Origin of the sequence: Streptomyces sp. 2-1, from assembly GCF_048564895.1 — a bacterium.
Lineage (GTDB): Bacteria > Actinomycetota > Actinomycetes > Streptomycetales > Streptomycetaceae > Streptomyces > Streptomyces phaeochromogenes.
The window spans coordinates 7,397,075-7,412,968 of sequence record NZ_CP183383.1 but is presented as its reverse complement, the minus strand read 5'-3'; the positions used below and the strand labels follow the sequence as shown (position 1 = coordinate 7,412,968).

General features: G+C 70.4%; 15 protein-coding genes. 7 read left to right on the top strand and 8 right to left on the bottom strand.

Features of this window, described 5'->3' with window-relative positions; genetic code table 11:
• Positions 1-119 precede the first annotated feature (119 nt).
• The 3 genes from ACN20J_RS32730 to ACN20J_RS32720 all read left to right on the top strand — a co-directional run bounded on the left by ACN20J_RS32730 (position 120) and on the right by ACN20J_RS32720 (position 2,538).
• Positions 120-845, top strand: a complete 726-nt coding sequence (locus ACN20J_RS32730) for a TetR/AcrR family transcriptional regulator (protein WP_189837596.1) — start codon at positions 120-122, stop codon at positions 843-845.
• Positions 846-855: 10 nt separating this feature from the next.
• Positions 856-1,194, top strand: coding sequence for a hypothetical protein (locus tag ACN20J_RS32725; RefSeq protein WP_142940568.1), 339 nt, complete (start codon positions 856-858; stop codon positions 1,192-1,194).
• A 108-nt stretch (positions 1,195-1,302) separates the two neighbouring features.
• Positions 1,303-2,538, top strand: a complete 1,236-nt coding sequence (locus ACN20J_RS32720; protein ID WP_189837595.1) for a C40 family peptidase — start codon at positions 1,303-1,305, stop codon at positions 2,536-2,538.
• Positions 2,539-2,555: 17 nt separating this feature from the next.
• Here ACN20J_RS32720 and ACN20J_RS32715 read toward each other — a convergent pair whose 3' ends face one another.
• Positions 2,556-3,179 carry a TetR/AcrR family transcriptional regulator gene (locus ACN20J_RS32715; protein ID WP_189837594.1) on the bottom strand — a complete coding sequence of 208 codons (624 nt, stop codon included), beginning with the start codon at positions 3,177-3,179 and terminating at the stop codon, positions 2,556-2,558.
• A gap of 118 nt (positions 3,180-3,297) precedes the next feature.
• Between ACN20J_RS32715 and ACN20J_RS32710 the strand changes: the two genes are divergently transcribed.
• On the top strand, positions 3,298-3,690 hold the full coding sequence (locus tag ACN20J_RS32710) for an ester cyclase (RefSeq protein ID WP_189837593.1): 393 nt from the start codon (positions 3,298-3,300) through the stop codon (positions 3,688-3,690).
• Between the two features lie 102 nt (positions 3,691-3,792).
• A complete protein-coding gene (locus ACN20J_RS32705) occupies positions 3,793-4,479 on the top strand; it encodes an SDR family NAD(P)-dependent oxidoreductase (protein ID WP_419667403.1) in 687 nt (228 codons plus the stop codon).
• Between the two features lie 43 nt (positions 4,480-4,522).
• Here the strand turns inward: ACN20J_RS32705 and ACN20J_RS32700 are convergent, their stop codons facing one another.
• The 5 genes from ACN20J_RS32700 to ACN20J_RS32680 all read right to left on the bottom strand — a co-directional run bounded on the left by ACN20J_RS32700 (position 4,523) and on the right by ACN20J_RS32680 (position 10,358).
• Positions 4,523-5,776, bottom strand: coding sequence for a styrene monooxygenase/indole monooxygenase family protein (locus ACN20J_RS32700; protein WP_419667402.1), 1,254 nt, complete (start codon positions 5,774-5,776; stop codon positions 4,523-4,525).
• 80 nt (positions 5,777-5,856) lie between these two features.
• Positions 5,857-6,519 carry a GTP-binding protein gene (locus ACN20J_RS32695; protein WP_419667401.1) on the bottom strand — a complete coding sequence of 221 codons (663 nt, stop codon included), beginning with the start codon at positions 6,517-6,519 and terminating at the stop codon, positions 5,857-5,859.
• The gene (locus ACN20J_RS32690; protein WP_189838446.1) at positions 6,500-6,901 is read right to left on the bottom strand and encodes a DUF742 domain-containing protein; all 402 of its coding nucleotides are present in this window, start codon (positions 6,899-6,901) and stop codon (positions 6,500-6,502) included. The genes ACN20J_RS32695 and ACN20J_RS32690 overlap by 20 nt, the downstream gene beginning before the upstream one ends.
• Positions 6,902-6,906: 5 nt before the next feature.
• The gene (locus tag ACN20J_RS32685) at positions 6,907-7,407 is read right to left on the bottom strand and encodes a roadblock/LC7 domain-containing protein (protein ID WP_419667400.1); all 501 of its coding nucleotides are present in this window, start codon (positions 7,405-7,407) and stop codon (positions 6,907-6,909) included.
• Positions 7,404-10,358, bottom strand: coding sequence for a nitrate- and nitrite sensing domain-containing protein (locus tag ACN20J_RS32680; RefSeq protein ID WP_419667399.1), 2,955 nt, complete (start codon positions 10,356-10,358; stop codon positions 7,404-7,406). Before ACN20J_RS32680 ends, ACN20J_RS32685 begins: the two co-directional genes overlap by 4 nt.
• 356 nt (positions 10,359-10,714) lie before the next feature.
• On the opposite strand from ACN20J_RS32680, the gene ACN20J_RS32675 reads away from it, so the two are divergent.
• The gene (locus ACN20J_RS32675; RefSeq protein WP_190232182.1) at positions 10,715-11,500 is read left to right on the top strand and encodes a protein phosphatase 2C domain-containing protein; all 786 of its coding nucleotides are present in this window, start codon (positions 10,715-10,717) and stop codon (positions 11,498-11,500) included.
• Between the two features lie 214 nt (positions 11,501-11,714).
• Here the strand turns inward: ACN20J_RS32675 and ACN20J_RS32670 are convergent, their stop codons facing one another.
• A complete protein-coding gene (locus ACN20J_RS32670) occupies positions 11,715-12,206 on the bottom strand; it encodes a MarR family winged helix-turn-helix transcriptional regulator (RefSeq protein ID WP_189838445.1) in 492 nt (163 codons plus the stop codon).
• A gap of 300 nt (positions 12,207-12,506) precedes the next feature.
• Between ACN20J_RS32670 and ACN20J_RS32665 the strand changes: the two genes are divergently transcribed.
• Complete coding sequence (locus ACN20J_RS32665; RefSeq protein WP_419667398.1) at positions 12,507-13,310, top strand: lysozyme; 804 nt, start codon at positions 12,507-12,509, stop codon at positions 13,308-13,310.
• 110 nt (positions 13,311-13,420) lie between these two features.
• Here ACN20J_RS32665 and lon read toward each other — a convergent pair whose 3' ends face one another.
• Positions 13,421-15,838 carry an endopeptidase La gene (gene lon / locus ACN20J_RS32660; protein ID WP_189837585.1) on the bottom strand — a complete coding sequence of 806 codons (2,418 nt, stop codon included), beginning with the start codon at positions 15,836-15,838 and terminating at the stop codon, positions 13,421-13,423.
• Positions 15,839-15,894 lie beyond the last annotated feature (56 nt).

Here is a 15,894-nt window from a genome sequence, read left to right as displayed (position 1 = left end):
CCCACCCACCCAGCCCGTCCGGCGTTTGAGGACGAGCGCGTTCAGCGCGATAGCGGGGGTCTGGGGGCGGAGCCCCCGGGAATGGGGCGGTGCGGGCGGGAAAGGTTACGCTGCGGGGCATGACCTCGGAGGTTCCTACACGCGCGTACCGGCGACTCGGTGTCGAGGAACGGCGGAGCCAACTGCTCGACGCGGCGCTGTCGTTGTTCGCGGCCCGGGCCCCCGAGGAGGTCTCCCTGGACGACGTGGCGGAGGCAGCCGGCGTCTCACGCCCACTGGTGTACCGGTACTTCCCCGGCGGCAAGCAGCAGTTGTACGAGGCCGCACTGAGGTCCGCCGCGGAAGAGCTGGAGCACTGCTTCGCCGAACCCCCGGAGGGCCCGCTCACCCGGCGGCTCGCCAACGCCCTGGACCGCTATCTCGCCTTCGTGGACGAGCACGACGCCGGATTCAGCGCGCTGTTGCAGGGCGGAAGCGTCGTCGAGACGTCCCGGACCACGGCCATCGTGGACGGGGTACGGCGGGCCGCCGCCGAGCACATCCTGGTTCATCTGGAGGTCGAAGGGCCGGCGCCCCGGCTGCGGATGACCGTCCGGATGTGGATCACGGCGGTCGAGGCCGCCTCCCTGATCTGGCTGGATGAAGAGAAGGAACCGCCGCTCGACGAGCTGCGGGACTGGCTCGTCGAGCAGTTCGTCGCGTGTCTGGTGGCGACCGCGGGGCGCGACGCCCAGACGGCCGGTGCCGTACGGGCCGCGCTGGCGATGGAGCCCGCGGACGGCCCGATGGGCACCTTCGCCCGGGCGGTGCTGCCCGTGGTGAGCGACGCGGCCCACCTGCTGTGACACTGGCTGCGTGAAGAGCGAAGACACCCCCTTCGAAGGCGGCCCCCTGGACGGCCGGGTGCTGCCGGTCCTGCTCGGTGCGACCGGACACCCGCCGAAGGTGTACCGGGTCCCGGTCCCGGACAGCGCCGGTGGTCCGCCGACCGTGCTCGTCTACCGGCGGGTGCAGGCGGGGACCAGCAGGCGGCTCGCACTGCATCAGGGGTGGAAGTACCAGTACGACCCCGATGACACGAGCGGCGGCAGGCTGCGGTGGCCGTGGTCCAAGCCGGAGCCGAAGCCCGACACCGCGGCGCGCATCAAGCCAGACGCCACGCCGGACGGCAAGTCGGACGACACCGACGAGTGACCTCGTTGGGCCGGATCGCCCACGCTCGCCGCGCGGGGCTCGCGCGCGCGTCTGATGCTCGCGATGTGGAGGAGCGGAAGGGCCGCGCCCCGCACCGGAGGTGATGACGTGTCAGGAAGGCTTCTGCGGCTGGTCTGTACAGCGGCGATCGCGGCCGGCGCCGTCCTCGCACCCGGCCCCGCGGCGGCGGTGCCCGAGCCCGGCGGGAGTCCGGTGGCCGAGCCCGGCGAGAGCTCGGCACCGGGTTCCGTACCGGAGGGCGAGCCGTCCGTCGCCGAGTTGCTGACCGACCTCCAGCGGCTGTACCGGGAGGCCGAGGAGGCGACCGAGACGTACAACGCGACCGAGGAGAAGCTGAAGCGGCAGCGGGCCGAGGTCGCGAAGCTAAACGGGCGCCTCTCCGCGGCCCGGCTCTCCCTCCAGGGCAGTCGCGGCGCCGCGGGACGGCTCGCCCGGCAGCAGTACCAGGGCACGAGCGAGATCTCCTCGTACGTACGGCTATTGCTCGCCCGCGATCCTCAACACGCCCTCGACCAGGGCCAGGTGATCCGGCAGGTCTCGCTGGAGCGCGCCGGAACGGTCGACCGGCTGGCGGTGGACGAGCGCAGGACCGACGGGCTGGCGCGGGAAGCCCGCCGCGCGCTCGACGAGCAACTCACCCTCGCCGAACGGCAGAAGAAGGACCGCGACCTGGTGGGCAAGCGGCTGAAGGACGTCGAGGAGCTGCTCGTCTCGCTGAGCGCCGAACAGCTCGCGCGGGTGGCCGAGTTGGAGAAGGCGGGCGTGGCCGAAGCACAGGACGAGCTCGTGACGTCGGGCGCGTTGAGCAGTGCGCGGCCTCCCTCCCGCGAAGGCGATGAGGCGCTGCGCCATGCCGTGGAGCAGATCGGCAAGCCGTACGAGTGGGGCGCCGAGGGGCCGGACACGTACGACTGTTCCGGTCTCACGTCGGAGGCCTGGAGCAGCGCGGGCCGCGCCATCCCCCGTACCAGCCAGGAGCAGTGGGCCCAGTTGCCGCACGTCGAACTGAGCGAGCTGCGTCCGGGGGACCTGGTCGTCTACTTCCCCGAGGCCACCCATGTCGCCATGTACCTGGGTGATGGCATGGTCGTCCAGGCTCCGAGGCCGGGGGCGACGGTCAAGGTGTCCCCCATCGCCGCCAACCCGATCCTGGGCGCGGTCCGCCCGGACACCGACGAGGAGTCACTGCCGAGTTACACGCCGCCAGAGCTTCCCGAGGGCGCGACGGACGGTTCGGACGAGGGCTACAGCTCCCCTTCAAGTACCCCTGAGGGGGTGCGGGAGACTGCGCGATCAGCAACGAGCGACCCGCAGCCGGGGTGAGAGCCCAGGCGCAGGTCTCAGGAGAGCGGCCAGTTGCGCAGCGCCGCGTCGGCCATCTCCTGGAGTTCGTCGCGGCCCACACCGCTCGCGGCCTGCACGGCGATGCCGTACCCCAGGGCGGTGAGGTAGCGGGCCAGTAGCCCGGGGTCCGTCTCCGGGGGCAGGTCGCCGTCGTCGACAGCTCGCTGGAACCTCTCCCGGATGAGGGAGTAGCCGTCGTCGCGCCAGGCGACGAGCAGGTCGCGGACCTCTCTGCCGGCGTCGCTGACGGTCAGGGCGCTCTGGACGCCCAGGCAGCCGTTGGGCTGGGCCGGGCGGGTGGTGGTCCGAACGGTGCCGGCCAGGATCGCGGTGGCGACGCCGAGGGCGGTCGGCTCCTCCAGGGCCCGGGGCAGATAGGCGCTCGGGCCTTCGGTGTAGCGCTCCAGGGCCTTGCGGAACAGCGCCTCCTTGTTGCCGAAGGCCGCGTACATGCTGGTGGTGGAGATACCCATCGCATGCGTCAGGTGGGCCAGGCTGGCCCCCTCGTAGCCGTGCTCCCAGAAGACCAGCATGGCCCGTTCGAGAGCCTCGTCGGCATCGAACCCTCGCGGTCGCCCGATGGGACCGCCCTGTTTGGCGCCGCTCTGTTTCGTCTCCACCCCCGCAGTCTACCTCTTCCGCATCGATCGCTACGGAAGTGCTATCGTCGACTTCTGCGGCGATCGATACAGAAGTCAGGGGAGGTCGCGCGCCGCCGCCACACAGAGAGGCCATCCGATGTCCGACAGTGATCTGCGCGCGTTCTACCTGCGCTATGTCGAGCAGCTCAACGCCCACAAGTTCGACGGCATGGACGAGTTCATCGACGACCGGACCACGCTGAACGGTGAGCCCGCCACCCGGGACGACCTTCTCGCGGTTCAGAGGCGGGATGTGGACGCGGTTCCCGACCTCCACTGGGAGCTCAAGGAACTGCTCTTCGACGGCGACCGGCTGGCCGCGCGCCTGATCAACACGGGTACTCCGGTGAAGGAGTGGCTCGGCGTGGCCCCCACCGGCGCCTCGTTCGAGATCGTCGAGTACGCCATCTACCAGGTCCGCGACGGGCGGTTCGTGCATATGACCGCCCTGCACGACGCCGCCGAAATGCGCCGCCAGCTGACCGGCTGACCGGCCCGATCAGCACCAGCACCAGCACCAGCACCAGCACGCGAGGAACAGTCCGGACGTCGGCGACAGCCCACTCCGGCCACTTGATTCTGGAGGAACGGCATGACCGTCACACTGATCACCGGGGCCAACAAGGGCATCGGCTTCGAGACAGCCAGACAGCTTCTGGAGTTGGGCCATGTCGTCTACATAGGCGCGCGTGACGTCGAGCGAGGTGAGAAGGCGGCGGCCACGCTCGGCGCGCGATTCGTGCAGCTCGACGTGACCGACGACGCGTCGGTCAGCAGCGCGCTGGCGACGATCGACTCGGCCGAGGGCCGGCTCGACGTGCTCGTGAACAACGCCGGCATCCTCGGGAGCGATACCGTCAACGGCCCCGAGGCGGTACGGGTGTTCGACACCAACACGGTGGGAGTCGTGCGCGTCACGGAGGCGGCACTTCCCCTGCTGCGCAAGTCCTCGAACCCCACCGTGGTGAACGTTTCGAGCAGCCTCGGGTCGTTCTGGGCGGTGAACAACCCCGACCGGCCGGAGTTCAACGTGCCGCTGGCGCTCTATTCGGCGTCCAAGTCGGCCACGACCATGCTCACGGTCCAGTACGCCAAGTCCCAGCCGGGCATCAAGTTCAACGCCCTTGAGCCCGGCACCACCGCCACCGACATGACCGCGGCCCTCGGAATCGGAAGGCCGGTGGAAGAGAGCGCCAGAACTGTCGTACGCCTGGCCACCCTCGACGCGGACGGCCCCACGGGAACTCTCCAGGACGAGAACGGGGAGTTGCGCTGGTAGCCGGCCAAGTACGCACGCGTCGAGGGGCGGTGCGACTGTCCCGTCAGGCCCCGGCCACCGACGCCAAGTACGCGCCCGTCTTCTCCGGGTCATAGAAGAAGTTCTCGAAGTCCGACGGGTCGTTGAAGCCGTTCGCGAAGCGGTCGGCGACCGGGGGGAGTTGGCCTGCCGCGCCGATCAGGTTGAGGACGTGCTCCGGGGGTGGGCCGAGCATCGCGTTCGTCCACTTGGTCACGTGCTGGGCCGTGTCCCAGTAGTGCTCGAAGGTGTCCCGCATCCACGTCTCGTCGAACTCCTTCTCGCCGTGCGAGAGGATCGAGTCGAGGTACGAAGCGGCGCACTTCGAGGCCGAGTTGGAGCCCTGGCCGGTGATCGGGTCGTTGGCGACGACGACGTCGGCGACGCCGAGGACCAGGCCGCCGCCGGGCAGCCGGCCTATCGGGTTGCGGACCGTGGGCGCGTAGCGTCCGGACAACGTGCCGCCCGCGTCGGTGAGTTCGACCTTGGTGGCCCGCGCGTACTCCCACGGCGTGAACCGCTCCATGAGTTCCAGGGTCAGGGAGAGGTGTTCGGCCGGGTCCTTGACGCCCTGGAAGGCGTCCAGCGGGCCGCCGGGTATGCCCTCCCAGAAGAGGATGTCCGCCCGGCCGGAGGTGGTGAGGGTGGGCATGACGAAGAGTTCGCCCACGCCGGGGACGAGGTTGCAGCGGACCGCGTCGTAGTCCGGGTGCTCCGGGCGCGGGCCCAGGCCGTGGACGTACGCGACGGCCAGCGCGCGCTGCGGCTCCGTGTACGGGGAGCGGGAGGCGTCGCGGCCGAACATCGACACCAGTTCGCCCTTGCCTGCCGAGACGAGGACCAGGTCGTACGTACGGGAGAAGTAGTCGAGGTCGCCGACCGCCGCGCCGTGGATGACCAGTTGGCCGCCGCGCTGGGCGAACGTCTCCATCCAGCCGGCCATCTTGACGCGCTGGTCGACGGACTGGGCGTACCCGTCGAGCTTGCCGACCCAGTCGATCACGCGCTGGGTCGGGCCGGGGTCGTGCGAGCCGGGGGCTGCGACCGAGACGCCGAGTCCTTGGATCTTCGGGGCCTGGGACTCCCAGAAGTTCACCTGGAGATCGCGCTCGTGCTGCAACGCCGTGTGGAACATGCACTGCGTCGACATCACGCGGCCCGTACGGATCTCGTCCGCCGTCCGGTTGGACATCAGGGTGACCTCGTACCCGTTCGACTGGAGTCCGAGGGCGAGCTGGAGTCCGGACTGGCCGGCTCCGACGACGAGTATCTTCCGCATGCCTGTCCTTCTCTGCGTACGACTTGATCCGGTGTGTTGACCCGGTGTCCTGATCCGGTTGTTCCGGTGGCTTGTTCCGGTTACTCCGGGCTGACTTCGAGTGCGTGGCCGACGAGGGCCAGCAGGGTCTCGATGGCCGAGAACCTGCTGCGCGCGTCCATGATCATGACAGGTATGTGCGGGGGAATCGTGAGGGCCTCGCGGACATCCTCCGGCTCGTACTTCTCGCTGCCGTCGAAGTGGTTGACGGCGACGACGTACGGCAGCCCGCAGCTCTCGAAGTAGTCGAGGGCCGGGAAGCAGTCCTTCAGGCGGCGCGTGTCGGCGAGGACCACCGCGCCGATCGCCCCGCGCACCAGGTCGTCCCACATGAACCAGAACCGCTGCTGTCCCGGCGTGCCGAACAGGTACAGGACCAGGTCGTCGTCGAGCGTGATGCGGCCGAAGTCCATGGCCACCGTGGTGGTCACCTTCTCCGGGGTCGAGCTGAGGTCGTCGGTGTCCTCGCTCGCCTCGGTCATCAGCGCCTCCGTCTGGAGAGGCGTGATCTCCGAGACGGCCGTGACGAGGGTGGTCTTGCCGACGCCGAAGCCGCCGGCCACCACTATCTTCGTGGCGATCGGGGCGCGCGTACGGTCCTGCTGCCAGGCCTTCAACTCCTCGTCGGGCTCGACGAGTTGGGGAGACCCGGAGTTTCGGTAGGCATCTGAGACGCGTGAGGCGTCAGAGACGACGGAGTCCACTCAGCACCCTTTCCAGCAGAGCGCGGTCCGGCTGTCCCGGGCCGTGACCTGTTCCGTACACACGGATCTTTCCCTGGTCCGCCAGGTCGCTGAGGAGCACCCGGACCACACCGAGCGGCATCTTCAGCAGGGCGGCGACCTCGGCCACCGTGCGCATCCGGCGGCAGAGTTCGACGATGGCCCGCATCTCGGGCATCACCCGGGTGGAGAGTGAACCATTCTCCAGTTCCGGGCGCTCCGGCGAGGCTTCGAGCGCCGCCACGAACGTCTCGACGAGCAGGACGTGCCCGAAGCGCGTACGGCCGCCGGTGAGCGAGTAGGGGCGTACACGGGCGGGTTTGCGGTCGCCGCCGCGGACCGGGAGTCTGGGCGTGCCGCTCACGTCGTTCACTTGGCCGCCTCCATCGTCGTGGCCTCGATCGACTGCCGCAGTTCGCTGCGGAGTTCGGGGGTCATGACGTGTCCGGCGCGGCCCACGAAGAGCGCCATGTGGTACGCGACGACGCTCATGTCGCAGTCCGGGGCGCCGTGCACACCGAGCAGCGAGCCGTCGCTGATCGACATGACGAACAGGCCGCCGTCCTCCATCGCGACCATCGTCTGCTTGACGCCGCCGCCGTCCATCAGCTTGGCGGCGCCGATGGCGAGGCTGCCGATGCCGGACACGATGGTGGCCAGGTCCGCCGCCGAGCCTTTGGGGCTCGTGCGCTTCTCCGTGGCGCGACGGGCCTGGGCGTTTCTCCCGGGGTCGGAGGAGAGCAGCAACAGGCCGTCGGAGGAGACCACCGCGACGGACAGGAGCCCCGGCACCTCCTCGACGAGGTTCGTCAGCAGCCAGTGCAGATTGCGGGCTTCACTGCTCAGTCCGAAGGTACTGGGCGCGGTCAACTGCTTGCCTCCTCGACTGTGTCCCCCTTGGTTTCTACGGCATGTGCGGCGGGCTGCTGCAGCCCCGACGTCTGTTCGGCGATCTCCGCTTCGACGTCACGGCGGCCGTGGTTCGCGCCCCGGTGGAATCCGCCGAGCCTGCGCCGCAGGGCCTCGGCGTCCACGGACGCGTTGCGCGGCCTCGCCGCCGGGGCGGGCGCGGAGATCTTGGGGGTCCTCTTGGGCAGCCCCTTGTCGGTGACCGGCTCGTCCGGTTCCTGCGATGCGTGCGATTCCTGTGCGGCCTGTGCTGTCTGCGGTGCCTGTGCTGTCTGCGGGTCGTACGCCGGCTGCGGCTGGGCCTGGTTCGGCGCGTCCGGGACGCGCTCGTGGGCGTCCGGACCGATGGCGTACGGGTCGGAACTCGTCTGGGCGGGGAGCGTGATGGACGGGGTGGCGGCCTCGGGTTCGCGCGCCTCGGCCTCTGCGGGCTCGGAGAGGTCCTCGGCCGGAGGTACCGGCGCCATGAGCACCATGGTCGTCTCGGGGCCGGTGACGGCGGGCTCGGAGGACTGCTCCTCCTCGGTGCCGGCCTGCGGGCTCGCGTCCGCGTCGGCTTGGTCGCCTGTGCCGGCTGCGTCGTCCTCGTGTACGGGACCGTCGACGAGGGGCGCCTCGTCGGCCTCCCGCAAGGTCTCCTCCGCCGCGGCGATCAGCGGGTCGCGGTCCGAACGGGCGTACAGGACATTGGAGTTGACCTCGGCGTCCGCGCCCGGGAGGGAGAGCGCGGGGGCGCCGCCCGCCGTGCGGGCGGTGGTCGCAGAGGGGACGGCGACGGCGGGCGCGGCGGCGAGCAGGGACTTGGGCAGGACGACGACCGCCGTGATGCCGCCCTGCTTCTGCTCGCGCAACTGCACACGTACGCCGTGCCGGTGGGCGAGCCGGGCGACCACGTACAGGCCGAGCCCGAGTCCTTCGCCGCTCTCCTGGTCGTACGCGTCCTCGGGGTCGAAGTCCGCGAGGCGGGCGTTGAGCTGGGTGAGCCGGTCGCCGGTCATGCCGATGCCCTCGTCCTGGACGGAGAGCATGACCTCGCCGCTCTCCAGGAGCCAGCCGGAGACCTCTACGGGCATGTCGGGCGGCGAGAACGACGAGGCGTTCTCCAGGAGTTCGGCCACCAGGTGGCTGATGTCGTCGGCTGCGAACCCGGCGAGGTGCGCGTGCGGCGGCAGCGCGGCGATCCGTACCCGCTCGTAGCGCTCGATCTCGCTGACGGCGGCGCGTACGACGTCGACGAGCGGGACCGGGCCGGGGTGCTGGTGGCCGTGGTCGGCGCCCGCGAGGACCAGCAGGTTCTCGCTGTGGCGGCGCATGACGGTGGCGAAGTGGTCGAGCCTGAAGAGGGTGGCGAGACGGTCGGGGTCCTGCTCGCGCTCCTCCAGGCCCTCGATGACGCCGAGTTGGCGCTCGACGAGGCCGAGGGTGCGCAGGGCGAGGTTGACGAAGGTGCCGTGGATGCTGCTGCGGACCTGCTCCAAGTGGGCGACGGCGTCCGCGAGTTCGGAGCGGAGGCGGTCGCGCTCGTCGGCCATCTTCTGGCGCTTGCCGATGAGGTGCTTGCGGTCGTCCTCCAGCGTCGCCATCCGCTCGTGGGCCGCGAGGGCGTGCGCGTGGAGCGCGTTGACGGAGCGTACGACCTGGGCGAACTCGTCGTTGCGGCCGGTGAACTTGACCGGTTCCTGGGTGGCCGGTTCGGCGGCGAGGCGGGCCGAGCCGCGGCGCAGGACGGAGAGCGGGCGGGTGAGCGAGCGGGCCATGCCCGTGGCGACGCCGACGGCGAGCAGCATCAGGGCGCCGAGGATCGCGATGCGGATCTCCAGCGCGGTGACGTCGTCGTCCCTCAACTGGGCGAGCTCCTTGGCCCGTTGGGTGTTGAGGGAGGCCTCGACGCCGCGCATCTGCTCGACGCGGGCGGAGAGCGCGGCGTCCAGCTTCTTTGTGTCGGTGTCGAGTTGGGAGTCGGAGAGGGTGGGCCGGGTCGCCAGGCTCGCGAGGTACTTGTCGGCGGTGTTGACCTCGGCGCCGGTCACCGTGGAGTCGTACGAGGCGCGGTCGGTCTTCGGCGCGGTCTCGCGGAAGCCGGTGATCGCCGCCTGCTCACGGACGTTGGACTGCATGGCGGCGGCCGTGAGCGCGTTGCGCTGCTTGGTGTCCGCGGCGGTCGACGTGGTGCTCGTCGTGGGCAGGCCCGTGATCGGGTCGGTCCCGGTCTGCGTGGAGGTGGGGACGTTCAGGGCCGCGAGGAGGAGGCCGCGGGTCGCGGCGGCCTGCTGGACTGCGGTGTCGAGGTCGGCGAGGGCGTGCGCGCCGGAGCCCGCGCGGGGCGGGAGCTGCTCGGCCAGTTCCTCGGCGAGGCCGTGGAGGTCGGTGAGGGCGGCGGAGTACGCCTGATGCGCTTCGAGAGCGGTGTTCTTCCCGGTGAGCGCGGCTCGGCGCACGGTGGCGATGTTGTCGAGCGTCTCGCGGAACGCCGCGGGGGCGTCGGCCTCGACGGCTTCCGCGCGGAGTTCGTCGACCTGCCGGTCGACGCGGGCGCTGCGGCTCTCGGAGGGGCCCTTGCCGTCGGGGCGGCCGGCCGCGATGTAGGAGGTGACCTCGTCGCGCTCGTCGGAGAGCGAGTGGGCGAGGGCCAGCGCGTCCTGGGTGCGTCCGGCGAGCGTCACCAGGTTCTGCGAGTCGTTCAGGTCGCTCGACGCGGAGATCACGGACGGGGTACCGGCTCCGGCGATCGCGGCGGCCACGACGGCGACGGCGATGATCAGCCGACTGCGTACGTGCGCGGGGCGACCGCGGCCCGCGGGGTCCGGGATGTTCTGTGCGGTAGGCGAGTTCGGCGTGTGCCCGGAGGCTTCACCCGAGGCCGACTGCCTGCCTTTGCGCCGAGGCCGCATTTTCTGCACCGGTGCTCGCATTCTTGACTCGTGTCCCCATGGGCCCGGGTGACTGTCCGTCAACTCGCGTGTCGTCCCGGTACGGCTCCCGACCCTCCCAGTGCCGGTGGGCAGTGGTCGCGCATCGCCTGACCCGCCACACGAAGGAGTGAACATCCCCGAGGAGCGGACCGGCAAGTTCCCGTGGCGCGTGCGACACCCTTGCGCGGCGGGCCGGTTGGACGTCCACAGCGACCGATGGCAAGATGCGCCACCACGCTTCATCGGAGTCGGTGATTCCACCTCAAAACAGGCGCCTGACCTGCCCGTCAGGGGCAGTTCGATGACGGTTGCCAGCCTTTGGCGAAGCTTGTGAAGGCCTCGTGCAGACTGGCCGAATGCGCTCGGAACTGATCTCGGTCGCCGGTGACCCGGCCCGCCCCGACGAGGACTACGCGTCGCTCGGACTTCCCGCCTCCGGACAGGGCGGTTCGCTCGTCGTCCTGGACGGTGTGACGCCGCCGGCCGCCGACTACGCCTGTCTGCATTCCGTCCCCTGGTTCACGGCCCGGCTGGGCGGATCCCTGCACGAACTGTCCGTTTCACGGCGAGATCTGACGCTGAGCGAGGTGCTCGCGCAAGCCATCCTGCGTACCGCCGACGCCCATCGAGCCACCTGTGACCTTTCTCACCCACGCACCCCACAGGCAACCGTCGTCCTGGCCCGCTGGTCCCCGGAGTCCGTCGAGTACCTGGTCCTCTCGGACTCGGCTCTCCTCGTGGAATCCCCCGCGGGCGAGGTCACCCCGCTCCTCGACGACCGCCTCTCCCGGGTCCCCCGCGCCACCCTGACCTCCCACACCGCCACGGACGCCACCCTCCGCAACAAGGAGGGCGGCTTCTTCACCGCGGCGGCGGACCCCTCGGTGGCATCCCGAGCGGTGACGGGCACCCTCCCCCGCGCCGACGTCCGAGCCCTGGCCGCCCTCACCGACGGCGCGACCCGCTGGACGGACAAGTTCCACGAGGGCGACTGGACAGCCCTGTTCACCCTGATCCGAAAGGAGGGCGGCCAGTCCCTGATCGACCGCGTACGAGCACTGGAACTGGCGGACACGGAACGCACATTCCTGCGCCGCTCGAAACGGCATGACGACGCGACGGTGGCGTACGTGGAGTTGTAGCCGACCGGGGGTGGGCCCGCGCGGGGTGTCGGCAATCGGCGGTGGCCTGCGCGAGGTGCCGGTCAACCGGCAGTGGTCTGCGCGAGGTTGTGAGCCGATCGGGGCTGCCCCTTCAGGCTCGCGGCGGCCAGGGCGTGCCCCTTTAGGGGCGCGGGGAACTGCGCACAGCCACAGCAGGCCCGCAGCCACCGAACAACCCCGGGTGGGAACCCATCTAGCCCTCAACCCCCCGGTTCAGCCTGTGCAACAACCTCGCCAGCTCAGCCACTTCCTTCCGGTCCCAGCTGGCCAGCTCCCGCACATACCGCGCCCGCCGCGCATCCCGCACGGCACGAAACCGCACCCGCCCCTCCTCCGTGAGATGAACGAGCCAGGCCCGCCCGTCCGCGGGATCCGGCTCCCGGGCGACCACGCCCATCTCCTCCAGCGCCCGCAACTGCCGCGACATCGTGGCCTTGCCGACACCGATGTACGCGGCAAGCTCCGTCGCCCGCTGTCGGCCGAGTTCCTCCAGCCGTACGAGCAGGCCGTACGCGGAGGACTCCAGGTCGGGATGGACCTCACGGACCATCTCACCGGAGGAGGCGCGGGCACGCCGCAGCAGAACGGTCAGCTCGCGTTCCAGGGCAAGGAACTCCTGGTCCACACCACTCCCCGGGGCGCCGGATTCCGTCCGGTGCCCCTCGCCGTTTCCGCCCTCGTGCACGTCAGCACCCATGACCCGGTTTCCCGATCGTGAAAGTTTCCGCCAAAGACCGCCATTGCCGCAGCTGGGCCAGTATTTCGCAGGAATAGACCAACGGCAGCCTCCGGCCCCTCTTTCCGCCCGGCCGTCGCGGCGCGTAGCGTCGCTGACAGGCACCCAATGGCATGCCCACGCCACTACCCACATCGAACACGCTTCGAGCCCGCGCCTCGAAGCACGTTCCCGCACGTACCTGCATGCACCCGCACGATCCCGTACGTTCCCGCACCCCCAAGCACGTCGAGCCTTCGGAGGCACGCAATGCCCGTGCACAGATCCCGATTACTGCTCGCAGCCCTCTTCTCCCTCGCCTCGCTCCTCCTCACCCTCCCGCTCCCGGCCCAGGCGGCCGACGTCCCGCCCCGCGGCTCCGCCCACATGGGGATGGGCGTGATCCCGCACGACGGCCAGGGCGGTCTGCCGACCCCCGGTGACGCCACGCAGACGGAGGGCGTGGACGTCAGCAGCCACCAGGGCAACGTCGCCTGGTCGACCCTGTGGACCAGCGGGGTCAAGTGGGCCTACGTCAAGGCCACCGAGGGGACGTACTACACGAACCCCTACTTCACCCAGCAGTACAACGGCTCGTACAACGTCGGCATGATCCGTGGCGCGTACCACTTCGCGACCCCCGACACGACGGGCGGAGCCGCCCAGGCCAACTACTTCGTCGACCACGGCGGCGGCTGGTCCAAGGACGGCAGGACCCTGCCGGGCGCCCTCGACATCGAGTGGAACCCGTACGGCGCGGCCTGCTTCGGCAAGACGCAGAGCGCGATGGTCACCTGGATCCGCGACTTCCTGAACCAGTACAAGGCCCGCACCGGCCGCGACGCCGTCATCTACACGGCCACCAGCTGGTGGACCGAGTGCACCGGCAACTACGCCGGCTTCGCCACCGCCAACCCGCTCTGGATCGCGCGCTACGCCTCGGCGGTGGGCACACTCCCGGCTGGCTGGAGCTACTACACGATGTGGCAGTACACCTCGTCCGGCCCGACGGTCGGCGACCACAACAAGTTCAACGGAGCTCTGGACAGGGTGGTGGCCCTGGCCAACGGCTGACCCGCGCACGGCAATGCCCCGCGCATCCGTACTCGGAAGACGTACGTACGCGGAAGGCCCGAGCCCCTCAGAAAGAGGGACCCGGGCCTTGCGTTACCGGTGGACGTCCGTCACGCCGCCACCGGAACCTCCGTCGCCGCGCCGTTCGTCGCCGGGGCGAGGGCCAGTTCGAGGACCTGGCGGACGTCCGTGACGGCGTGGACGTCGAGCTTCTCCAGGACCTCGGCCGGGACGTCGTCCAGGTCGGCCTCGTTGCGCTTCGGGATGATCACGGTCGTGACCCCGGCCCGGTGCGCGGCGAGCAGCTTCTGCTTCACTCCGCCGATCGGGAGCACCCGGCCGGTGAGCGAGACCTCACCCGTCATGGCCACGTCCGTACGGACCAGCCGGCCCGACAGGAGCGAGGCGAGGGCCGTCGTCATGGTGACACCGGCGCTCGGGCCGTCCTTGGGGACCGCGCCGGCCGGGAAGTGGATGTGCGCACCCCGGTCCTTCAGGTCACCCACGGGCAGTTCGAGTTCGGCTCCGTGACTCCTCAGGAAGGAGAGCGCGATCTGCGCCGACTCCTTCATGACGTCACCGAGCTGTCCGGTGAGGGTCAGACCCGACGCACCCGTCTCCGGGTCGGCCAGCGACGCCTCCACGAAGAGGACGTCACCGCCCGCGCCCGTGACCGCGAGGCCTGTCGCCACGCCGGGCACCGCCGTGCGGCGGTCGGCCGGGTCCGTGGCGGACTCGGGCACGTGGTGCGGCCGTCCGATCAGCGCGCGCAGATCGTCGGCGCCGACCGTGAACGGCAGTTCCCGCTCGCCGAGTTCGTGCTGCGCCGCGACCTTGCGGAGCAGCCGTGCGACGGACCGCTCCAGGTTGCGGACGCCCGCCTCCCGCGTGTACTCGCCGGCCAGCTTGCGCAACGCGCTCTCGTCCAGGGTGACTTCGGCCTTCTCCAGCCCGGCCCGCTCCAGCTGACGCGGCAGCAGGTGGTCCCTGGCGATGACGACCTTCTCGTCCTCGGTGTAGCCGTCGAGCCGCACGAGCTCCATACGGTCGAGCAGTGCCTCCGGGATGGCTTCGAGCACGTTGGCCGTGGCGAGGAACACCACGTCGCTCAGGTCGAGTTCGACCTCCAGGTAGTGGTCGCGGAAGGTGTGGTTCTGTGCCGGGTCGAGGACTTCGAGCAGGGCCGCGGCCGGGTCGCCGCGGAAGTCGGAGCCCACCTTGTCGATCTCGTCCAGCAGGACCACCGGGTTCATGGACCCGGCCTCCTTGATGGCCCGCACGACCCGGCCGGGCAGCGCGCCGACGTACGTACGCCGGTGTCCGCGGATCTCCGCCTCGTCCCGTACGCCGCCGAGGGCGACCCGGACGAACTTGCGGCCCATGGCGTGCGCGACGGACTCGCCGAGGCTGGTCTTGCCGACGCCGGGAGGTCCGACGAGCGCGAGCACGGCACCGCCGCGCCGCCCGCCGACGACACCCAGGCCCCGGTCGTTGCGCCGCTTGCGCACGGCCAGGTACTCGGTGATCCGCTCCTTCACGTCCTCCAGACCGGCGTGCTCGGCGTCCAGGATCGCCTTGGCGCCCTGGATGTCGTACTCGTCCTCGGTGCGCTCGTTCCAGGGGAGCTCCAGGACGGTGTCGAGCCAGGTGCGGATCCAGGAGCCCTCGGGGGACTGGTCGCTGGAGCGCTCCAGCTTCTCGACCTCCTTGAGCGCGGCCTCGCGGACCTTCTCGGGGAGGTCGGCGGCCTCGACGCGGGTCCGGTAGTCGTCGGACTCCTCGCCCTCCGCCTCGCCGTTCAGCTCGCGCAGCTCCTTGCGGACGGCCTCCAGCTGGCGCCGCAGCAGGAACTCCCGCTGCTGCTTGTCCACGCCTTCCTGTACGTCCTTGGCGATGGACTCGGCGACATCCTGCTCGGCGAGGTGCTCGCGCAACTGCTCGGTGGCGAGCTTCAGCCGGGCCACCGGGTCGGCGGTCTCAAGCAGCTCGACCTTCTGGGCGGTCGTGAGGAACGGCGAGTAGCCGGAGTTGTCGGCGAGCGCGGACACGTCGTCAATGGCCTGGACGCGGTCCACGACCTGCCAGGCGGCACGCTTCTTCAGCCAGTTGGTGGCCAGCGCCTTGTACTCCTTGACCAGCTCGGTCACGGCGCCGGGCAGCGGGTCGGGCACGGTCTCCTCGACCTGGACGCCCTCCACCCACAGAGCGGCTCCGGGGCCGGTCGTACCGGCGCCCACGCGCACCCGGCCGCGCCCGCGGATCAGGGCGCCGGGGTCACCGTCGGCGAGGCGTCCGACCTGCTCGACCGTGCCGAGCACGCCCGTGTTCGCGTACGTCCCGTCGATCCGCGGAACAAGCAGCACCCTCGGCTTGCTTCCTCCACTGGAGCGCGCGGCGGCCTGTGCGGCCTCCACCGCGGCGCGTACGTCGGCGTCGTTGAGGTCCAGGGGCACCACCATGCCGGGCAGCACGACCTCGTCGTCGAGCGGCAGCACGGGCAGAGTGAGCGGTTCGGACGTCAAAGTCATGATCTCCCCTTCGGCATTCAAGTTGAGCTATGCCGACTCAATGCATGTGAGCCTTC